We start from the raw sequence: 15,907 nt of genomic DNA, 5'->3' as shown, positions 1-15,907 counted from the left end.
GGGCGCCACCCGTGCGGCCGGGTCATTGGCCGCGTTTTCAACGTATGACAGGACATTGTCCTCCTGGGTTGCGCGCCGCCAAGGGACCCCGGCGCCGGGCCTGCTGCAAATGTAGCATCGGCGGCCCTCAATCTCAATGTTTGCGCGCCGGCTATCTGCCATGTCCTTTGCGCGTGCTCTGCGCGGGGCGGGGCGCCCGCTTGCCACAGGGGGGATTCGGGCGTAGAACACCGCGCATGGAACGCTTTTTCGACATGGATGACCGCGCGCGCCTGCCCTGGCGCTTTTACGGCGAGTCGCTCTCGATTCTGGCACGACTTACACGCGGCTGAATGCCGCGATCCGCGCCGATGCGCAAAGACAACAAGCCAACTCCATATCACCGAGAGAGAGCCATGACCGCTCCGCGTACGCTTTATGACAAGATCTGGGACGACCATGTGGTCGACCAGTCCCAGGACGGCACCTGTCTGCTGTATATCGACCGCCATCTGGTGCACGAAGTCACCAGCCCGCAGGCCTTTGAGGGTCTGCGCATGTCGGGCCGCAAGGTCCGTGCGCCGGAAAAGACCATCGCCGTGCCCGATCACAACGTGCCCACCACCTGGGACCGCGAAAAGGGCATCGACAATGAAGAAAGCCGCATCCAGGTCGATGCGCTGGACAAGAACGCCCGCGACTTCGGCATCAACTATTATCCGGTGTCGGACATCCGTCAGGGCATCGTCCACATCGTCGGCCCGGAACAGGGCTGGACGCTGCCGGGCATGACCGTCGTCTGCGGCGACAGCCATACCGCGACGCACGGCGCCTTTGGCGCGCTGGCGCACGGGATCGGCACGTCCGAGGTGGAACATGTGCTGGCCACCCAGACGCTGATCCAGAAGAAGTCCAGGAACATGAAGGTCGAGATCACGGGCAAGCTGCGCCCGGGCGTCACGGCCAAGGACATTACCCTGTCGGTGATCGGCAAGACCGGCACCGCCGGCGGCACGGGTTATGTCATCGAATATTGCGGCGAGGCGATCCGCGACCTGTCGATGGAAGGCCGCATGACCGTCTGCAACATGGCGATCGAGGGCGGCGCCCGCGCCGGCCTGATCGCGCCGGACGAAAAGACCTTTGAATACGTCAAGGGCCGCCCGCACGCCCCGAAAGGCGCGGCCTGGGAGGCTGCGCTGGCCTACTGGAAGACGCTTTTCACCGACGAAGGCGCACATTTCGACAAGGTCGTGACCATCCGCGGCGAGGATATCGCGCCGGTCGTGACCTGGGGCACCAGCCCCGAGGACGTGCTGCCGATCACCGACGTGGTTCCCGCGCCCGAATCCTTTGCCGGCGGCAAGGTCGAGGCCGCGCGGCGCAGCATCGACTACATGGGCCTGACGCCGGGGATGAAGCTGACCGACATCAAGGTCGACGCGGTCTTCATCGGGTCCTGCACCAACGGCCGGATCGAGGATCTGCGCGCCGCAGCCGCGGTTCTGAAGGGCAAGAAGCTGGCCCCGGGCGTGCGCGGCATGGTCGTGCCCGGTTCTGGCCTCGTGCGCCTGCAGGCCGAGGAAGAAGGTCTGGCGGACATCTTCAAGGAGGCCGGGTTCGAATGGCGCCTTGCCGGCTGTTCCATGTGTCTGGGCATGAACCCCGACCAGTTGGCCCCTGGTGAGCGTTGCGCCGCAACCTCGAACCGCAACTTCGAAGGCCGCATGGGCCGTGGCGGCCGCACCCACCTGATGAGCCCCGTGATGGCCGCAGCCGCCGCGATCACCGGTCACCTGACCGATGTGCGCGACGTTCTGGCAGAGACGGTGTAAGGAGCGGATCATGGACAAGTTCACCACGCTCACCGGCGTTGCCGCCCCCATGCCGCTGGTCAATGTCGATACCGACATGATCATCCCCAAGCAGTTCCTGAAGACGATCAAGCGGACCGGCCTTGGCGTGAACCTCTTTGACGAGATGCGCTATGACCAGCAGGGCAACGAGATCCCCGATTTCGTCCTGAACCAGCCCGCCTATCGCGACGCCGAGATCCTTGTGGCCGGCGACAACTTTGGCTGCGGGTCGTCGCGGGAACATGCGCCCTGGGCGCTGCTCGATTTTGGCATCCGCTGTGTGATCGCGCCCAGCTTTGCGGACATCTTCTTCAACAACTGCTTCAAGAACGGCGTCCTGCCGATCGTGCTGCCGCAGGATCAGGTCGATGTGCTGATGGAGGACGCGCGCAAGGGCGCCAACGCCCGCGTGACCGTGGATCTGGAGGCGCAGACCGTCACCACTTCGGACGGCCAGAGCTTTGGCTTCGAGGTCGACGCCTTCAAGAAGCACTGCCTGCTGAACGGGCTCGACGATATCGGACTGACGCTGGAAAAGGCCGCGGCGATCGACGGCTTCGAGGCCAAGGCGGGAACGCTGCGTCCTTGGGTCTGATGGCCTGATGGCCTGACTTTGGCGTTAACCCGCGCTTAACCACAGTGCCGCATCATCCTAGTCGGAGGGATGATGCGGCATTTTCTTTTGCTCTGGCTGTTTCTGCTGGTCGCGGCGCCGCTGCGCGCCGAGGATCTGCGGGTCGCGGTCTACAATGCGGCCCTGGCGCGCAAGGGGCCGGGGCTTCTGTTGCAGGATATCCTCGCTCGGGATGCGCAGGTCGAGGCCACTGTGGGTGTGATCGCGTCGGCTGCGCCGGATGTCCTTCTGCTGCTCAAGATCGACTTCGATCACGGCGGCGCCGCGCTCGATGCGCTGGCGGCTCTGCTCGACGAGGCGGGGCTCTCCTACCCGCACCGGTTCTCGAAAAGGCCGAATTCGGGCTGGGCCAGCGGTCTCGATCTTGACGGAAACGGCCGGCTGGGAACGCCTGACGACGCGCTTGGCTTTGGCCGGTTCGCGGGCTCCGGCGGCATGGCGATCCTGTCCCGCTATCCGCTGGAAGAGGGGCGGGATTTCTCGTCCTTCCTCTGGCGCGATCTGCCGGGCGCCCTGTTGCCCGAGGCCGAGGGCAAGCCGATCCTCCCGGAGCCGGTGCTTTCCCTGCAGCCCCTCGCCTCCGTCGCGGCGTGGGAGGTGCCAGTCGAGACGCCGCAGGGTACCGTCCGGATGCTCGGCTCCTACGCCACGCCGCCGGTCTTTGGCGGGCCAAATCAACGCAACCTCCGCCGCAATCATGATGAGGTCGCCTTCTGGTCAGCTCTCCTCGACGGCGCGCTGCCGCTCGATCCGCCGCAGGCGCCTTTCGTGCTGCTGTCAGGGACCAATCTGGACCCGGACCGGGGGGATGGCATGGGGCAGGCGATGCGCGATCTGCTGAACCGGCCCGACCTCCACGACCCTCTGCCCGGTACCGACAGCGTGCGATGGGACCGCACCGGCCCCATGCGGGTCGATTACGCGCTGCCGTCCCTGCCCCCGCGGGCTGCCGGCATTGTCTGGCCGCTGGATGTGCTGCCTCCGGAACTGGCGGCGGTTGCCTCGGTCCATGCGCTGATCTGGGTGGATCTTGATCTGGCCGACCTGGCGCCGCCTTGACCGGCCATGGGCGAGGGGGTACGCCAAGGCACCCCCTTTGCAAGGACGCTTATGATGACCAATCCCTCTCTCCTCATCCTGCCCGGCGACGGAATCGGCCCCGAAGTGATGGCCGAGGTGCGCAAGATCATCGACTGGTTCGGCGCGCGTCGCGGTATCGCATTCGAGGTGTCGGAGGATCTGGTGGGCGGGGCGGCCTATGACGCGCATGGCACGCCGCTCCATGACGACACGATGGCGCGCGCCCAGTCGGTCGATGCCGTCCTGCTGGGGGCGGTGGGCGGCCCGAAATACGACGTGCTCGACTTCAGCGTGAAGCCCGAACGCGGCCTGCTGCGGCTGCGCAAGGAAATGGACCTTTACGCCAACCTGCGCCCCGCGCAGTGCTTTGACGCGCTTGCCGACTTTTCGTCGCTGAAGAAAGAGGTCGTCGCGGGCCTCGACATCATGATCGTGCGTGAACTGACCTCGGGCGTCTATTTCGGCGAGCCGCGCGGGATCTTCACGGAAGGGAACGAGCGCGTCGGCATCAACACCCAGCGCTACACCGAATCCGAGATTGCCCGCGTCGCCCGGTCTGCCTTTGAGCTGGCCCGCCGGCGCGGCAACAAGGTCTGTTCGATGGAAAAGGCCAATGTGATGGAATCCGGCGTTCTGTGGCGCGAGGTCGTGCAGCGCATCGGCGACGAGGAATATCCGGATGTGGAGCTGAGCCACATGTATGCCGATGCGGGCGCGATGCAGCTGACCCGCTGGCCCAAGCAGTTCGACGTGATCGTGACCGACAACCTGTTCGGCGACCTGCTGTCCGATCTCGCCGCGATGCTGACCGGCAGCCTGGGGATGCTGCCCTCGGCGAGCCTTGGCGCCCCGATGGCCAACGGCCGGCCCAAGGCGCTTTATGAGCCCGTGCACGGATCGGCCCCCGATATCGCAGGCCAGGGCAAGGCGAACCCGATCGCCTGCATCCTCAGCTTCGCCATGGCGCTCCGCTACAGCTTTGATCTGGGCGCCGAGGCTGACCGGCTTGAAGGCGCTGTTCAGGCGGTTCTGGCCGATGGGGTGCGCACGGCCGATCTGATGCAGGCCGAAGGCGGCAGCCCGGTCAGCACCACCCAGATGGGGGATGCGATCCTCGCAAAGCTCGACGCCACGCTTTGAGACCCGGCGCAGCGTCATGAGCGGTTGAGCCTGCTGCGGGACCGGCTAAGGTGGCATAGCAGCAGGCGGGGGACGGATCATGCAGGGCATATCGGCGCGGGGGGCGGGGTTCGCGCTTTTGTCCTTTGCGATCTACTCGCTGCACGATGTCCTCATAAAGTACCTCGGCGCCAGTTTTTCCTCGGTGCAGATCGTTTTCATGAGCGTTCTGCTGGGCTTTCCCTTCGTCACGATGATGCTGATCGGGGACCGCGCGCAGGGCGACCTGCGCCCCCGCCACCCCTGGTGGGTGCTGCTGCGCACGCTCGCGCTGGTCGTGACGGCCGTCAGCGCGTTTCACGCCTTTTCCACCCTGCCGCTTGCGCAGACCTATGCGATCCTCTTTGCGACGCCGCTTCTGATCACGCTCTTGTCCATTCCGGTGCTGGGGGAAAAGGTCGGCCTGCGGCGTGGCCTGGCCGTCGTCGTAGGCCTCGCGGGGGTCCTGATCGTGCTGCGGCCGGGGCAGGCCGACCTCGGGCTCGGCCATCTGTCGGCCTTGGTCGCGGCTGTCGGCAATTCCGTCAACGGCATCGTCGTGCGCAAGATCGGTGCGGCCGAGAGGAGCGTCGTGCTCCTCCTCTTTCCGATGCTCGCGAATTTCGTGATCATGGGGGCGCTCTTGCCCTTTGTCTATGTGCCGATGCCGCTGCTGGATTTCGCGGCCATGGGTGCGATCGCCATTTTTTCTTTCATGGCGATGCTGTTTTCCATTCTGGCTTACCGGAATGCGCCCGCCGTCGTGGTGGCGCCGATGCAATATTCGCAGATGCTCTGGGCGGTGTTCTATGGCGCGCTGTTGTTCGGAGAGACGCCCGATATCCTGACCTTCATCGGCGCCGGCATCATCATCACCAGCGGCCTTTACATCCTGTTCCGCGAGGATCGGGGCAGCGGCAAAAGCCAGCAGCCGGTCCTCAGGACCGAGCCGCGCCCCGAGACGGGAACCCAGGCGCGGCTTTCGCTTCTGCTGCGTCGTCGTGGCGAATGAGGCTTGCAAATTCCCCGGCGTTTCGGTAACCCCCGCCCATCGGTCGGAGTGTAGCGCAGCCTGGTAGCGCACCTGCTTCGGGAGCAGGGGGTCGGAGGTTCGAATCCTCTCACTCCGACCAGATATCAAATCATTGAAATCAAAGCGGCCGACACAGGATAATCCCGTCGTCGATGCGGCCTTTTGCTCAAAAGGCCGGGCCTGTTCTGGTTGTCCAGAACGGTTACGTCAGGTCTTCCTCTCTAAGGCTCGTGTATCCCTCGGTCGGAAAGCTCGGGTCGGCGTGCTGAAGGGCGACTGCGTTGCCATCGACGGCAGCAAGTTCAAAGCGGTGAAGGGCACCATGGACCTGCATTGAACCAGCATATGTCCATGGCCGCCGCACCAGTCGAGGTCAAGCATGCACCCGGGGTGATCTTGGAAGACGGCAGCGATAGCAGGACGGCGGGACAGACTGGATGTCAACCGACGCCATCATCACCGTGATCTTCCTCACATGTCTTATCGGTCCGCTGTTGTCGAACTACACGGCACGCAAGATGGCTCCCGACGCGAAATAACACGTCCCCCCCTGCCTTCCGACCGTGGTCTATGGCTGACGCGCTAGCATCGAATGTGGGAAACACAGCTGCAGACTGAGGTCACGGAACAACTTGTCGTTACCCGCGTTGAGGCGCATGCGCACCGCTTATGTCTTCGCGATCCTGTTCTCGGCCCTGGGTGTGATGCTTGCATTGATCGCCCTCGCCGCCCCGTTCGGCAATACAGGGGTGGATGGAACGCTTGGGGCCGGGCTTGCCCTCCTTGGCAGTGTAGCCACCACCATGCTTATCGCCATTTTCATCATGAGCGGCCTGACGCGGGGCTGGTTCATCGCGTTGAATAGTCTGGCGATGCTCGCGGCGTTCCTGACCGCGCTTGCCGCGTTTTTCCTGATGCAGACGCTTCTTGCCATTGCGATGGTCGCCGCTTTTCTGACCATGGCCTTCGCCTTTCTGAGAAGCAACAGGAGGACCACTTGATGAGGCGACTCATAGCCGCAACGATCGTGGTCTGCGCCATAGGCCCTGCTTCCGCGCAGCAGGACAGCTGGACTGCGTTCCACGGTGATCTTGCTTCAACCAAGTTCTCCCATGCCAGCACCTTCACCCCAGAAACGATCACGAATCTGGAACGGGCTTGGGAGTATCGCACCGGCGACGTCTCGGATGGCTCAGATGAACTGCCCGAGACCGTCTGGTCCGCCACGCCCGTCTATGCCAACGGAACGCTGTACCTGGGCACGCCCTTCTATCGGATCATCGCGCTTGATCCCGCGACCGGGGCGGAGCGTTGGACCTATGACAGCGACTCCACGCTTGAGCCGCTGACCCAGCCTGCGCTGAAGAACCGGGGCGTGGCCTACTGGGAAAGCGGCCAGCCCGGCGTCTGCGAAAAGCGTGTGTTCCTGGGCACGATGGATGCCGAGCTTCACGCGGTCGATGCCGATACCGGCGCACGTTGCGCGGATTTCGCTGAAGGCGGCGTGCTGAATGTCAACCAGTGGAACCAGGTCAACGACGTCTTCCCCTTCTCGCTGCTTCAGCCGCCCTTGGTGGTGGGGGACACGCTTCTTCTCGGCTGGGCGGGCATGGATTGGGAATATACCGTGGCGCCACCGGGCAACCTCCTCGCCATCGATGCGCGGACCGGGGAGCTGCTGTGGGAAACCGGCTTCATTCCACCTGAAATGATTCCGCGGACCGGCACCGCGAACATCTGGACTGCGATGACCGCCGACCCGGATCTGGGCCTCGTCTATGCGCCCGTGTCGTCGCCCAGCCCGAACTACTGGGGCGGGCTTCGCACCGATCCGATGCCCCTGGCCACGTCGGTGGCGGCGATGGACATCGGCACCGGTGAAGTCGTGTGGAGCTTCCAGCACGTCCGGCACGACATCTGGGATTATGACACACCCTCGGCCCCGACGCTGGTCGACATCACGCGCAATGGCGAGACCATTCCCGCGCTGGTGCAGGCGACCAAGCAGGGCTTTCTCTTCGTGCTGGACCGCCGTACCGGAGAGCCGCTGTTTCACATCGAAGACCGGCCCGTGCCCGAAAGCACCGCCCAAGGCGAGGTTGCCGCGCCCACCCAGCCTTTCGTCGTGATCCCGGCGCCGGTCGGCAATCCGCTGGAACTGCCCGATGTCTGGGTCCTGTCGGACATCGTCAGCCTTGGCCAATGTTCGCGAGAGCGGTCGGAGTATCTCTATCAAGGCATCTTCACCCCGCCGTCGGAGCAAGGGACCCTGTTCTACCCCGGCACGGCGGGTGCCACGAACTGGGGTGGCGTCGCGGTGGATCCCCGAAGCGGCATCCTCTATGTCAACGCATCGCGCATCGTGCAGGTGATCCGTCTGATCCCGCGCGAAGAATATGACGAGCTTGCCCCGGAGGGCGGCGGCAATGAGGAGGGCTTCTCTCCGCAGGAAGGATCCCCCTATGGGATCCATCTGACCGATTGGAGCAACTGGGCAGGGATGCCTTGCTGGAAGCCGCCTTTCGGCACCTTCTCGGCGATCGATCTCGCCACCGGCGAACTGCTCTATGAGGTTCCGTTCGGCAAGGCGCAGTTTCACGGCTTCTATGGATTGTCATCCTGGGGTTCGCCGACCCTTGGTGGACCGGTGGTGACAGCGGGTGGCGTCGTGTTCATCGGCGCATCCATGGATGCCCGGGTCCGCGCGCTGGACGCGGCCACGGGCGAGGAACTCTGGTCCGATCTTGTCGAGGCGCCCGCGGTTTCGATACCAGCCGTCTTCACGCATGAGGGCGAAGACTATGTCGTCTTCGCAGTCGGCGGAAACTCCATCCTGAAGCCGGAAGTGTCGGATCAGGCGGTGGCCTATCGTCTGCCGCGTTAGGTCGCGGATCGTCCCACGACCGCTGGGCCTATTGGCGCCCGGCAAAGACTGCGGCGGCGGAAGTGCGTCCGTCGCCTGCGGCTTCCACAGCGAAGCCCATATGCGACGCATCTGGTCCGCCAAGTCCTTGACCCGCCTCGCCCGCTGCTGCCCAATCCGAGATGATCATCGCGATGTTGTCCCGCGTGATGGTGGCGCCCGATCCGCCGACGCTGGCCACTTGCAAGGCAAGCCTCGTCCAGCCGGTTGAGCCTTCCGGCAAGAGGTCGAAGATATTCTCGGGCAGCGCGTCCGGGCCCCCGGCAGTGTTTTCCAGAACGCGCCCGGCGGCGGTGTCCAAGGCGTCGCTGCGTTCAAGCGGGTCGAGATTTTCTGCGGCGCGCGCTTCGTTGACTTCAGCAAGCGCTGCCTCCCGCGCGGCTTCCGGCGTCAAGCCTTCCGTGATGCCGTCACCCGCGCCGGCGCCCGAGAAGGTCTGGACGGCATAGACCCGGCTGCCTTCGCCGACGATCCCGAAGCCGAAGCTGTCGAATCCTTCCGACAGGATATTCTCGCGGTGACCCGGGCTTTGCATCCATCCGTCGTGGAAGGCGGTCACGCGGGCAGCATCGGGTGGCACGGAGCAGCCTTCGCAGGTCGCGATGTTCTCGCCGCTCACCGACCAGGTATTGCCACCGGCCGCGATGAAGCGGTCGAAAGGGGTCTCGCCATCGGGGGAAACATGATCATGGTAGCCCCGCGCCAGCATGTCGGCCGCGTGATCCTGCGCCGCCTGATCCAGAAGGTCGCTGGGGGCCAGTTCAGGAAGGCCGGCCTCCTCCCGGGCGGCATTGGTCAGATCAAGCGCCTCCAGCCGCAGTGCCGGCAGGTCGCCTGTCTCCTGCGCGAAAGCGGGCACTGCGAAGGTGCCGGCCAGCGCGGTCGTGAAGACGAGCCGCCGGATTTCGGGTGACTTGATCATGGTCATCTTCTGCGCTCTCCCACCGTTTCATGGCCAACCGGTGGCGCGGCTGCGGGTTCCCTGAAAGCCCCCGCGCCAAACAGCAGGACTGATAAACGCGTCCCAGCGCGCCCACCCGCCGGCTTTGAGAGGCGGGCGGAACGCCTTCCGAATTCAGCCTGAGGTGCAGAAGAAATTACCGCCGCCAACACCAGCCCCGACATGCTTCTTGCAAACAAATGCCCCGTGAACGCGCCGATGTGCGCTGCGCCTTCTGCACAAGCCGCAACCCAACGGGGCGCCATCACCGGCGGGGTGGGCGGTTGCGGCCCCTGCGCATGTGTGCAAAAAAGCTACCGCAGCAAGCTGCTCCTGCGCGTTCTGTGCGGGGGTGGACCGATCCGATGGATCCATATCGCCCCCAGCACGTTCATGCTGCGACCGGGGTGGATGCTTTTTGGTGCCCATTCCGGCACCCCTGCAGGATCCAACAGGAAAGTGCGTGGCATCTGCCTTCGCACAAACCCAAGGAGATACGAATGACGATCAGAACTCTCATGACCGGTGCCAGCACCGTGGCCGCCCTTGCCGTATTCGCAGGCAGTGCCGCGGCCGACACGTGGCGCTATGCTTTCGAGGAAGCCATCGACGAGGTGCAGGGCGTCTTCGCTCAGAAGTTCAAGGAGGAGGTCGAGGCAAATTCCGACCACGAGGTCCAGCTTTTCCCCTATGGCACGCTGGGCGAATCTGCCGACATCATGGAACAGGCCCAGTCGGGCATCCTGCAGTTCGTCAACCAGTCGCCCGGCTTCACCGGCGCGCTGATCCCCGAGGCGCAGGTCTTCTTCGTCCCCTATCTTCTGCCGCAGGATACGGAGGAGCTGAACGAGTTCTTCCGCACCTCCCGCGCGATCAACGAGATGTTCCCGGAGCTTTATGCAGAACAGGGGCTGGAGCTTCTGAAGATGTATCCCGAGGGCGAAGTCGCCATGACGACGCGGGAACCGGTGACACGCCCCGAAGACCTGAACGAGGTCAAGTTCCGCGTCATGACCAATCCGCTGCTCGTGGAAAGCTATCGCGCTTTCGGCGCCAGCCCGACGCCCCTGCCGTGGGGTGAGGTCTATGGCGGGCTGCAGACGAACATCATCCAGGGGCAGGAAAATCCGGCCTTCTTCATCGAATCCACGAAGATGTATGAGGTGACGGACCACATCACCTTCATCGGCCACAACAACTTCACCACGGCGCTGATGGCCAATCAGGACTTCTTCGACGGGCTTTCCGATGAAGACCAGCAGGTGATCCGGGATGCGACGGACGCCGCGTTCGAGCACATTCTGGAGTATCAGGACGGTTTGAGCGAGGCCTCCCTCGACGCGATCCGCGAGGCGCGGCCCGAGGTTACGATCACCGTTCTGGACGAGGACCAGCGTGAACCCTTCCGCGCCGCCGCCGCTTCGGTGGAGCAGACCTTCATCGAGATGACCGGCGATCGCGGACAGGAGATCCTTGACCAGATGAAGCAGGATCTTGACGCCGTTTCCGTCAACTGACCCACACGGCGCGCCCGCCAGCCCGGACGCGCCGCATCCTGACCAGCCGGGGGAACGGCGCTTTGAACGACAAGGCCACTGAAACACCGGCGGGCAGCGAACGGCCCGCATACCGCTCCACCCTTCCCGGCATTCTGGGCATCATCGACACGGCGATCATCCGGATCGAGTCCTTCCTGCTGGCGGCGGGGGTGCTGCTGATGGCCACGAACGTTGTGGCGAATGTCATCGGCCGCTTTGCGCTGAACCGGAGCATCCAGTCCTCAGAGGAGATCAATCGCATCCTGATCATCCTCATCACCTTCGCGGGCATCAGCTATGCCGCCCGGCATGGCCGTCACATCCGCATGTCGGCGATCTTCGACAAGCTGCCGCGCCGGCCGCGCAAGGTGCTGATGATCGTGATCGCGCTGGTCACAGCCTTCTTCATGTTCGCGCTTGCCTGGTATGCGACGCTCTACATCCTCACGCTGCAGGGGCGCGGGCGGGTTCTGCCATCGCTGCAGATCCCGATATGGATGACCTTCCTCTGGGTGCCGGTCGGGTTCTTCATGACCGGCCTGCAATACACCCTGACGGCGGTGAAGAACGTGATCGAGCGGGATGTGTTCATCTCCACCGCGCTCCGCCACGGCTATGACGGGGATTGATCCATGGGCATGACGATCTTCGCGATCATGGTGGTCCTGCTGCTGCTGGGATTTCCCATGATGATCCCGCTGATTGCGGCCACGGCCACCGGGTTTTACTGGATGTTCGGCGATCTGGGCCAGATGGAGACGATGGTCCAGCAGATGATGGCAGGCATCCGGCCCGCATCCCTCATCGCGGTGCCGATGTTCATATTCGCCGCCGACATCATGACGCGCGGCCAGTCCGCCGGCCGGCTGATCGATCTGGTGATGAGCATGGTGGGCCACAAGCGCGGCGGCCTCGCGATCTCGACCGCTGCCGCCTGCACCATGTTCGGCGCGGTGTCCGGATCCACCCAGGCGACGGTGGTGGCCATCGGGTCGCCGCTGCGGCCCCGGATGCTCAAGGCCGGGTATAACGACAGCTTCATCCTCGCGCTAATCGTGAACGCGTCCGATATCGCCTTCCTGATCCCGCCCTCGATCGGGATGATCATCTACGGCGTGGTATCCAACACCTCGATCGCCGAACTGTTCATCGCCGGGATCGGCCCGGGGCTGCTCATCCTCGTGCTCTTCTCGATCTATGCATGGTTTCACGCGGTTCGGCACAATGTCCCGACGGAGCCGCGGGCAGATTGGCGGGCGCGGGTGCGGGCGCTGCAACGCGCGCTCTGGCCGCTGGGGTTTCCCGCTATCATCATCGGCGGCATCTATGGCGGCGTCTTCAGCCCGACCGAGGCAGCTTCCGCCTGCGTCCTCTATGCCCTCATCATCGAGATGATCATTTTCCGCTCGGTCAACATCCGCGGACTGGTCGCTACCGCTCGCTCCACCGGGCTGGTGACGGCGGTGGTGTTCATCCTCGTCGCTGCGGGCGCCGCGTTTTCCTGGGTAATCTCCTTCGCGCAGATCCCGCAGGAGGTTCTGGGCGCCATCGGCATCGCGGATATGGGTCCGACGGGCGTCCTGTTCGTGATTTCCGCCGCGTTCTTTCTGGGCTGCATGTTCGTGGACCCGATCGTCGTCATCCTGGTAATGGTGCCGATCTTCGCGCCGGTGGTGAATTCGGTGGGCCTCGACCCGGTGCTTGTCGGGACGCTGATCACGCTGCAGGTGGCGATCGGGTCGGCCACGCCACCTTTCGGCGTGGATATCTTCACCGCCATCGCCGTCTTCAAGCGGCCCTATGCGGAGGTGGTGCGGGGGACGCCACCCTTCATTGTCATCCTGCTGAGTGTTTCAGTCGCGCTGATCTACTTCCCGCAGATCGCGCTGTTCCTGCGGGACCTGGCCTTCCGATAGAGGCAGATCCGAAAGCGGTCGTCTTAACGCGTCCAGCCGACTGCGCAACATGTCATCGCCTGCTCCGTCCGCATAGCTGCCGCCAGTACAGCGGGCGGCCATCGACGCTTTGAGCTGTTGGGTCATCGCGGTGCGGGGACCTTAAACCTGTGCCATCCCCCCGTCAGCGAAGTCTTCACCACCGGTCAGCACATTGCTGTCTTCGGAGGCGAGAAAGAGAGCAACCTCTGCGATGTCGGCAGCCTCTGCAATTCGGCCCGAGGGAGTGTGGGAGAGCAATGCGTCGTAAAGCGCGTTGCCGCCAGCGGCTTCTGCGATGCCTTCCAGCACGGGGTATGCTTGACCCTGGGGAGAGGACGTTCACCCGGACACCGGTTCCCTTCAGATCCAGCGCCCAGCTTGGCGCAACGTTTCGGATCGCCGCCTTGGAGTACTGTAGGTGCTGAATGCCGGTGTTCCCATCACACCGGTGTTCGATCCAGTGAGGATGATCGATGCACCCTCTCCCATGAGGGGCAAGGCCGTCTGAACCGTGAAGACGGCGTCTTTCACGTTCACGCCGAAGATCCGATCAAACTCAGCCTCGCGCCTTCTTTCAGAAATGGGCCGGGCGCGGATCTGCGCGATCAGTCTGGAAAGGGTGGCTGCGAAAGCGGGCGCTGGCAAAGCCGCGGCGTCATGCCTGCTCAGCGTCTGCTGGTCAGTCCGGAGGACGGGATGCTTGATTTAACGAAGCATTAAAATTGGTGGAGCCAAGGGGAGTCGAACCCCTGACCTCTTGAATGCCATTCAAGCGCTCTCCCAACTGAGCTATGGCCCCACCTTTGGGACGCCCGGTGCCGGGCGTGTGCGGTCATTTAGGACAGGCGGGGGGGCAGCGCAAGCGGAAAATTCTGCCCCCGCGTTTTCTTTTCCGCCCACAGACGGGCGGTCGAGGTCTCAGCTTTCCTCGTCGTCGCCGCCGACATCGGTGAGGTCGTCGAGCGGAACGGTATCGTCCTCATCGTCTTCGAGAAGGTCGTCGCCGAGATCGACATCGTCACTCTCTGCCTCGGGCAGGAGGTCTTCCTCATTGTCGAGATCATCGACCAGGACATCATCCTCATCGTCCTTCTGGACCTTGCCCCGGACGGGCGAGGCCGCTGCGGCGAATTTGCGCCGGGTGCTCTCGATATCGACGATCTCACCCGTGTAGGGGCTGACGATGGGCGTCTTGTTCAGGTCGTAAAAGCGTTTCCCCGTGGTGGGGCAAAGGCGCTTGACGCCCCATTCTTCCTTGGGCATGAAGTTCCCCTTCCAAACTGGTCTTGCCGGAGTCGCAGCCCTCTGCCACAGTTGTCAGAGGGTGTCAAAGCCTTTCGGCGTCCCCGGTCAGGCACGATTTTCCTGGCGGATGGCGGTCGCCTGCCAGCCGTCTCTCATGCAGGTGGATATGGAGAGCACCGAGCTTCCCGGCAACCCTCCGGTTACGGTTGCGTTACGACGTTCCGCACGCGCGCGGCGGTTTTCCCTGCGTGTTTCGCGGCTCGACGGGCGGGTGACCCTGACCGTGCCGGTCCGGGCGCGGATGGGTGATGCGCTCGACTTCGTGCGTATGCAGGAGGGGTGGATCAGGCGCCATCTTGCCGCGATGCCCACCTGCGAGATGGTGTCGCCCGGATCGGTCATTCCGGTCGAGGGGCGGATGCTGCGCGTCACGCCTGCGGATGTCCGCGTTGCGACGATCGGTGGCGATGCCCTGCTGATCCCCGGGCGCGGGGCGCCGGGGCCGCGCGTGGCGGGCTTTCTGCGCGCCCTTGCGCGGGACCGGCTCGCCCAGGCCTGTGACCGGCACGCGGCCGACCTGGGCAAACGCTACACCACATTGGCGCTTCGGGATACGCGGTCGCGATGGGGCTCCTGTTCCGATGGCGGGCGGTTGATGTTCTCGTGGCGGCTTGTCATGGCGCCGCCCGAGATCCTCGATTACGTGGCCGCCCATGAGGTCGCGCATCTGGTGGAGATGAACCATTCTCCTGCCTTCTGGGCGGTCGTCAAACGCCTCTGCCCCGACTGGATGGGCCATCGGACCTGGCTGCGGGCCGAGGGGCACCGGCTTCATCAATACGTCTTTGCCTCGACGTGATCACAGGCTTGACGCTGGCGCGCGGCAGGATCACACATCCGGAATGAGCATCCCGAAACGGCAATCCGACCCCGCCGCCCTCGCCCATGACCGGCTTTACCGTACGCTGCGCACGCAGGTGATGCATGGCGAACTGGCGCCGGGGCAAGCGCTGACCCTGCGGGGGCTGGGAAAGACCTTTGGCACGAGCATGACTCCCGCGCGCGAAGCCGTGCGGCGGCTGGTGGCCGAAGGCGCCCTGACAATGACAAGCTCGGGCCGGATCGCCACGCCCGAACTGTCGAACGAGCGGATCGAGGAGCTCGCTGCAATCCGCGCCCTGCTGGAGCCTGAATTGGGGAGCCGGGCGCTGCCGCGGGCGCATTTCGCGCTGATCGACCGGTTGCAGGCCATCAATGCCCTGAATGCCGAGGCGGTCGTCAAGCAGGATGCGGTTGGCTATATCCGCACCAATCTCGAATTTCACCGCACGCTTTACCTGCGCGCGCAGGCGCCGGCGATGCTGGCCATGGTGGAAACGGTGTGGCTACAGCTTGGCCCGACCATGCGGGCGCTTTACGGGCGCCTGCGGCGGAACGAGGCGCCGCCGCATCATCGCATGATCATCGCGGCGCTCAAGGTCGGGGATGAACCCGCCCTGCGTCTCGCGCTGCGCACGGACGTCACGCAAGGCCTGCGCCATCTGACAAGCTGAAAGGCCGCCCTGAGGATCAGAGCGGCCCAGG

General features: G+C 64.3%; 16 protein-coding genes and 2 tRNA genes. 13 read left to right on the top strand and 5 right to left on the bottom strand.

Annotated elements, in window-relative coordinates:
- The first annotated feature begins 395 nt into the window (after positions 1 to 395).
- From leuC to ACFSGJ_RS06110, 8 genes are all read left to right on the top strand, one after another.
- The gene (leuC, locus tag ACFSGJ_RS06145) at positions 396 to 1,814 is read left to right on the top strand and encodes a 3-isopropylmalate dehydratase large subunit (RefSeq protein WP_390260108.1); all 1,419 of its coding nucleotides are present in this window, start codon (positions 396 to 398) and stop codon (positions 1,812 to 1,814) included.
- Positions 1,815 to 1,824: 10 nt separating this feature from the next.
- Positions 1,825 to 2,430 (top strand): 3-isopropylmalate dehydratase small subunit, encoded by a 606-nt coding sequence (gene leuD / locus ACFSGJ_RS06140; RefSeq protein ID WP_390260107.1) that lies wholly within the window; start codon positions 1,825 to 1,827, stop codon positions 2,428 to 2,430.
- 72 nt (positions 2,431 to 2,502) lie between these two features.
- The gene (locus ACFSGJ_RS06135) at positions 2,503 to 3,528 is read left to right on the top strand and encodes an endonuclease/exonuclease/phosphatase family protein (protein WP_390260106.1); all 1,026 of its coding nucleotides are present in this window, start codon (positions 2,503 to 2,505) and stop codon (positions 3,526 to 3,528) included.
- A 54-nt stretch (positions 3,529 to 3,582) separates the two neighbouring features.
- Positions 3,583 to 4,689 carry a 3-isopropylmalate dehydrogenase gene (gene leuB / locus ACFSGJ_RS06130; protein ID WP_390260105.1) on the top strand — a complete coding sequence of 369 codons (1,107 nt, stop codon included), beginning with the start codon at positions 3,583 to 3,585 and terminating at the stop codon, positions 4,687 to 4,689.
- A 79-nt stretch (positions 4,690 to 4,768) separates the two neighbouring features.
- Positions 4,769 to 5,719: a DMT family transporter gene (locus ACFSGJ_RS06125; RefSeq protein WP_390260104.1), complete on the top strand. Its 951-nt coding sequence runs from the start codon at positions 4,769 to 4,771 to the stop codon at positions 5,717 to 5,719.
- Positions 5,720 to 5,763: 44 nt separating this feature from the next.
- Positions 5,764 to 5,840 (top strand) — tRNA-Pro (locus ACFSGJ_RS06120).
- Between the two features lie 556 nt (positions 5,841 to 6,396).
- Positions 6,397 to 6,741 (top strand): hypothetical protein, encoded by a 345-nt coding sequence (locus ACFSGJ_RS06115; protein WP_390260103.1) that lies wholly within the window; start codon positions 6,397 to 6,399, stop codon positions 6,739 to 6,741.
- Positions 6,741 to 8,624: a pyrroloquinoline quinone-dependent dehydrogenase gene (locus ACFSGJ_RS06110; protein ID WP_390260102.1), complete on the top strand. Its 1,884-nt coding sequence runs from the start codon at positions 6,741 to 6,743 to the stop codon at positions 8,622 to 8,624. The genes ACFSGJ_RS06115 and ACFSGJ_RS06110 overlap by 1 nt, the downstream gene beginning before the upstream one ends.
- 28 nt (positions 8,625 to 8,652) lie before the next feature.
- Here ACFSGJ_RS06110 and ACFSGJ_RS06105 read toward each other — a convergent pair whose 3' ends face one another.
- Positions 8,653 to 9,585 (bottom strand): CAP domain-containing protein, encoded by a 933-nt coding sequence (locus ACFSGJ_RS06105; RefSeq protein ID WP_390260101.1) that lies wholly within the window; start codon positions 9,583 to 9,585, stop codon positions 8,653 to 8,655.
- Between the two features lie 518 nt (positions 9,586 to 10,103).
- Between ACFSGJ_RS06105 and ACFSGJ_RS06100 the strand changes: the two genes are divergently transcribed.
- The 3 genes from ACFSGJ_RS06100 (at position 10,104) to ACFSGJ_RS06090 (ending at position 13,057) form a co-directional block, all read left to right on the top strand.
- Positions 10,104 to 11,120: a TRAP transporter substrate-binding protein gene (locus ACFSGJ_RS06100; RefSeq protein ID WP_390260100.1), complete on the top strand. Its 1,017-nt coding sequence runs from the start codon at positions 10,104 to 10,106 to the stop codon at positions 11,118 to 11,120.
- A 62-nt stretch (positions 11,121 to 11,182) separates the two neighbouring features.
- Entirely contained in the window at positions 11,183 to 11,770 is a 588-nt protein-coding gene (locus ACFSGJ_RS06095) for a TRAP transporter small permease (protein WP_390260099.1), read from the top strand.
- A 3-nt stretch (positions 11,771 to 11,773) separates the two neighbouring features.
- Positions 11,774 to 13,057 (top strand): TRAP transporter large permease, encoded by a 1,284-nt coding sequence (locus ACFSGJ_RS06090; protein ID WP_390260098.1) that lies wholly within the window; start codon positions 11,774 to 11,776, stop codon positions 13,055 to 13,057.
- 141 nt (positions 13,058 to 13,198) lie between these two features.
- Here the strand turns inward: ACFSGJ_RS06090 and ACFSGJ_RS06085 are convergent, their stop codons facing one another.
- The 4 genes from ACFSGJ_RS06085 to ACFSGJ_RS06070 all read right to left on the bottom strand — a co-directional run bounded on the left by ACFSGJ_RS06085 (position 13,199) and on the right by ACFSGJ_RS06070 (position 14,341).
- Positions 13,199 to 13,387, bottom strand: a complete 189-nt coding sequence (locus ACFSGJ_RS06085) for an SDR family oxidoreductase (protein WP_390260097.1) — start codon at positions 13,385 to 13,387, stop codon at positions 13,199 to 13,201.
- A 51-nt stretch (positions 13,388 to 13,438) separates the two neighbouring features.
- On the bottom strand, positions 13,439 to 13,723 hold the full coding sequence (locus ACFSGJ_RS06080) for an SDR family NAD(P)-dependent oxidoreductase (protein WP_390260096.1): 285 nt from the start codon (positions 13,721 to 13,723) through the stop codon (positions 13,439 to 13,441).
- Between the two features lie 78 nt (positions 13,724 to 13,801).
- A tRNA-Ala gene (locus ACFSGJ_RS06075) sits at positions 13,802 to 13,877 on the bottom strand.
- Positions 13,878 to 13,996: 119 nt separating this feature from the next.
- Positions 13,997 to 14,341, bottom strand: a complete 345-nt coding sequence (locus ACFSGJ_RS06070; protein ID WP_390260095.1) for a TIGR02300 family protein — start codon at positions 14,339 to 14,341, stop codon at positions 13,997 to 13,999.
- Between the two features lie 148 nt (positions 14,342 to 14,489).
- On the opposite strand from ACFSGJ_RS06070, the gene ACFSGJ_RS06065 reads away from it, so the two are divergent.
- Positions 14,490 to 15,182, top strand: coding sequence for a M48 family metallopeptidase (locus ACFSGJ_RS06065; RefSeq protein ID WP_390260094.1), 693 nt, complete (start codon positions 14,490 to 14,492; stop codon positions 15,180 to 15,182).
- Between the two features lie 43 nt (positions 15,183 to 15,225).
- Positions 15,226 to 15,876: a GntR family transcriptional regulator gene (locus ACFSGJ_RS06060; RefSeq protein WP_390260093.1), complete on the top strand. Its 651-nt coding sequence runs from the start codon at positions 15,226 to 15,228 to the stop codon at positions 15,874 to 15,876.
- The last annotated feature ends 31 nt before the right edge of the window (positions 15,877 to 15,907 follow it).

The sequence above is a fragment of the Halodurantibacterium flavum genome, assembly GCF_042681825.1.
Taxonomy (GTDB): domain Bacteria; phylum Pseudomonadota; class Alphaproteobacteria; order Rhodobacterales; family Rhodobacteraceae; genus Halodurantibacterium; species Halodurantibacterium flavum.
The sequence above is the reverse complement of the archived record's forward strand: the minus strand, read 5'-3'. Positions and strand labels throughout refer to the sequence as shown.